Annotated in this window: 5 protein-coding genes; all 5 read right to left on the bottom strand. The window is 44.1% G+C overall.

Annotated features, from left to right (window positions below):
- Positions 1-209: 209 nt before the first annotated feature.
- Positions 210-1787, bottom strand: a complete 1578-nt coding sequence (gene atpA / locus VIP81_RS29035) for a F0F1 ATP synthase subunit alpha (RefSeq protein WP_331969932.1) — start codon at positions 1785-1787, stop codon at positions 210-212.
- 83 nt (positions 1788-1870) lie between these two features.
- Positions 1871-2431 (bottom strand): ATP synthase F1 subunit delta, encoded by a 561-nt coding sequence (gene atpH / locus VIP81_RS29030; RefSeq protein WP_331969929.1) that lies wholly within the window; start codon positions 2429-2431, stop codon positions 1871-1873.
- A gap of 62 nt (positions 2432-2493) precedes the next feature.
- Entirely contained in the window at positions 2494-2988 is a 495-nt protein-coding gene (atpF, locus tag VIP81_RS29025) for a F0F1 ATP synthase subunit B (protein WP_331969926.1), read from the bottom strand.
- A 111-nt stretch (positions 2989-3099) separates the two neighbouring features.
- A complete protein-coding gene (gene atpE, locus VIP81_RS29020) occupies positions 3100-3357 on the bottom strand; it encodes an ATP synthase F0 subunit C (protein WP_133807361.1) in 258 nt (85 codons plus the stop codon).
- 143 nt (positions 3358-3500) lie between these two features.
- On the bottom strand, positions 3501-4032 hold a 532-nt coding region (gene atpB, locus VIP81_RS29015), incomplete at its 5' end, for a F0F1 ATP synthase subunit A (RefSeq protein ID WP_331969921.1).

Genomic DNA, 4032 nt, shown 5'->3' with positions numbered 1-4032 from the left:
ATCAGCTCCCTTATATTTTCTTTTTTTGAAGATTAATCAATTATATAAATGAAATTTTATATAAAATAATACTCCTGCGAAGAGCATAAAGCGAAAAGCATAAAGCAAAAAGCTATTAAAGCGAATGAACTAAGCGGATTTTATTCCACACTCAGATCATTCGCTTTAATAGCTTTTTGCTTTATGCTTTTCGCCTTACGCTTCCGTAATTATGCGAATCTTGGTTTCAGTTCGTTAGCCAAAGTAACCATTTTCTTGAGGCCATCTTCTGGCAGGTTACCCTTCTTAAACTCGCCCAGTACTTCTGGTAAACGAACCTGCATTTCATTCAGGAACGCTTCTTCGAAAGCACGTACTTGTTTAACAGGAACATCACGCAGCAAACCGTTGGTACCCAGGTAGATCATAGCAACTTGCTTTTCTACAGCGTACGGGCTGAACTGTGCTTGTTTCAGGATTTCCACGTTACGGGCACCTTTGTCGATTACTGCTTTGGTAGCAGCATCCAGGTCACCACCGAACTTGGAGAAAGCCTCCATTTCACGGTATTGTGCCTGATCGAGTTTCAGGGTACCAGATACTTTCTTCATGGATTTGATCTGAGCATTACCACCCACGCGGCTTACAGAGATACCTACGTTGATCGCAGGACGGATACCGGCGTTAAACAGGTTACCTTCCAGGAAGATCTGACCATCGGTGATGGAGATTACGTTGGTAGGGATGTAAGCAGATACGTCACTCGCCTGTGTTTCAATGATAGGCAATGCTGTCAGGGAACCACCACCTTTTACCAGGTGTCTGATAGACTCAGGTAAGTCGTTCATCTGTTGAGCGATGGCATCATTGCTGATGATTTTCGCAGCACGCTCGAGCAAACGGCTATGCAGGTAGAATACGTCACCTGGGTAAGCTTCACGACCTGGAGGACGTTTCAGCAGCAGGGATACTTCACGGTAAGCAACCGCCTGTTTAGACAGATCATCATAAACGATCAGTGCAGGACGACCTGAGTCACGGAAGAATTCACCAATCGCAGCGCCGGAAAACGGAGCGTAGAACTGCAACGGAGCCGGATCAGCAGCGTTTGCAGCCACGATAGTAGTGTAAGCCATTGCACCTGCTTCCTGTAATGTTTTCATTACACCGGCAACAGTGGATGCTTTCTGACCAATCGCTACGTATATGCAATAAACAGGTTTACCTGCATCATAAAATTCTTTCTGGTTGATGATCGTATCAATACAGATAGCTGTTTTACCTGTCTGACGGTCACCAATTACCAGCTCACGCTGACCACGACCTACAGGGATCATCGCATCAATTGCTTTTACACCTGTTTGCAGTGGTTCTTTTACCGGCTCACGGTACAATACACCTGGTGCTTTACGCTCCAGTGGCATTTCATACAGTTCACCTTTAATTGGACCTTTACCATCAATAGGTTCGCCCAGTGTATTGATTACACGACCTACCACACCTTCGCCCACGTTAATGGAAGCGATTTTCTTGGTACGACGTACTTTATCACCTTCTTTAATACCTGCTGACTGACCCATCAATACCACACCCACGTTATCTTCTTCCAGGTTCAGTGCAATAGCTTTTACGCCGTTGCTGAATTCAACCAGTTCACCGTAACCTACGTTACCTAAACCGTATATGCGGGCAATACCATCACCCACCGACAATACAGTACCTACCTCTTCCAGGTCGGCAGAAGCATTGAAGTTGCTCAACTGCTGGCGTAATATCGCCGAAATTTCATCAGGTTTAATATCAACCATAATTATGATTTTAAAAAAAAGTCGTTAGATAAATTTAGTATAACGACAACAGCTTTGCGTGTACGCAGCGGCTGCTGTATAGATTAACGTAAATCAGATACGTAAATGTTCTTGTTAAACTGTTGTTTAATGTCTTTCAGATCACGCAGTATAGATGCGTCAAACAGCTGATCATTTGCTTCCAGTACGAAACCACCGATCAGGTCTGCATTTACAGCAGTTTCCAGTTGGATCTGTTGGGTTGTTTCGCTGGCGATCTTCTGTTTAATCACTTCCAGTGTAGCGTTATCGATGGCAACAGCAGTGGTGATTTTAACCGGGCTGATATTTTTCAACACCATGTACTGGCGTGTAAATTCAGTGGTCATCTCAGCCAGTGCACTTTCACGGCCTTTGGTCACCAGCAGGTTCACAAAGGAAATGGTAGTGGCGCTGATCCGTCCGTCAAATATGGCAGCTAATATCTTTTGCTTTTTATCTGCCTTAATGATCGGGCTTTTAAGCAAACTCACCACATCGGGGTTGCTTTTCATCACCTGTTGTAAAAACAGCATGTCAGTATGCACCGCTTCCAGCTGGTTCAGTTCCTGCGCCAGATCTATCAATGATTTTGCATACCGGGATGCTAAACGGGGATTCTGCATATAGCTTTTAGCTTTTAGCTGTTAGCCTCCGGCTGTTAGGCCAAAGGTTAAAAGTTAATCTCTTAATTTAATTTGATTTCTCCTGCCAGTTGTTTCACGTAACCTTCCTGTGCTGCTTTATCAGCCAGTTCTCTTCTCAGCACTTTCTCTGCTACTTCGATAACGAGATTACCAACCTGGTTTTTCACATCCGTTAACGCAGCCATTTTCTGGTTTTCGATAGCAGTGTAAGCTTCGCTGATGATCTTCTTCGCTTCTGCCTGCGCCTGAGTTTTGGCTTCGCTGATGATCATATCTTTCGCGTCTTTCGCTTCTTTCAGGATCTTACTTCTTTCAGCCTTAGCTTCCGCCAGTACATGTTCATGTTCTGCTTTCATCTGCGCCATTTCTTCCTTCACTCTTTCTGCTGTAGTGATAGAGTCAGTGATGGAATCTTCCCTTTCTTTTAAAGTAGCGAGGATCGGGGTCCAGGCAAATTTCTTCAGAATCAGGAATACGATGATGAAAATGAAAAATGAAATAAGAAACAAGCCTAACGCGGGTTGCAACAGATCCATATAATTAGAATTTTATTATGTTGTTGTTATGTTGATACTTACTAATCTCAAATTGGCAAAAAGATTACTGCATCCATTGCCCTGTGCGCCGGATGCAGTAAAGAGTTCGGCTTACATAACTACCGCTAACAGACCAGCGATTACACCGAAGAGGGCAACACCCTCAACCAGCGCAGCAGCCAGGATCATGTTTGCACGGATGTCGTTAGCAGCTTCTGGTTGACGAGCGATAGACTCGAGAGCAGCTTTACCGATGTTACCTACGCCGATACCAGCCGCGATAGCCGCGATACCAGCACCAACAGCACCACCAGCCTTAGCCAGGCCAGATGCAGCAGCAGCCTGCAATAAAATAGACAAAATTGCCATAATGAATATGTATTTGAATTATAAAAAAAAGTTATTTCTACAGTTGAAAACTATTAGCTTTTCGCAGTTAGCTGTGAATGACACCCTCAAAGTTGCTTACTAACAGCAGGCAAACTAAAAGCTAACAGCTAATGGCTAAAAGCTTAATGATGTGCTTCATCATGTGCACCTTCCATCGCCTGGCCAATAAATACAGCCGTCAGGTTGGCAAAAATGAATGCCTGGATAAACGCTACCAGCAGCTCCAGCATCATCATTACGATGTTGAATAATACGGTCACCGGCAGGAAGCTGTAACCAGCTACTTTATTCAATGATCCGAATATAAATACCAGGCAGATAATGCTCAGAATGATAATGTGACCCGCCAGAATGTTGGCAAACAACCGGATCATCAGGGATACTGGTTTGGTAAAGATACCAATCAGCTCCACCGGTACCAGGATGATCTTTACACCGAAAGGTACTGGAGGATTAAAGATATGACCCCAGAAATGCTTGTTGGTACTGATCAGGATAGCCACAAAGCTGATAATAGCCAATGCTGCTGTCACCGCCAGATTACCCGTTACGTTGGCAGAACCAGGTAACAAACCCAACAGGTTGTTGATGAGGATGAAAAAGAATATAGTCAGAATAAAAGGAGTATACTTCGCAGCGCTTTTGCCAGGAATA

The sequence above is a fragment of the Chitinophaga sp. genome, from assembly GCF_036566945.1.
Taxonomy (GTDB): Bacteria; Bacteroidota; Bacteroidia; order Chitinophagales; family Chitinophagaceae; genus Chitinophaga.
The sequence above is the reverse complement of the archived record's forward strand: the minus strand, read 5'-3'. Positions and strand labels throughout refer to the sequence as shown.

Excerpts from the sequence above, each read along its gene's own strand:
- atpH (WP_331969929.1), bottom strand. The coding sequence starts at position 2,431 with ATGCAGAATCCCCGTTTAGCATCCCGGTATGCAAAATCATTGATAGAT.
- atpF (WP_331969926.1), bottom strand. The coding sequence starts at position 2,988 with ATGGATCTGTTGCAACCCGCGTTAGGCTTGTTTCTTATTTCATTTTTC.
- atpA (WP_331969932.1), bottom strand. The coding sequence starts at position 1,787 with ATGGTTGATATTAAACCTGATGAAATTTCGGCGATATTACGCCAGCAG.
- atpE (WP_133807361.1), bottom strand. The coding sequence starts at position 3,357 with ATGGCAATTTTGTCTATTTTATTGCAGGCTGCTGCTGCATCTGGCCTG.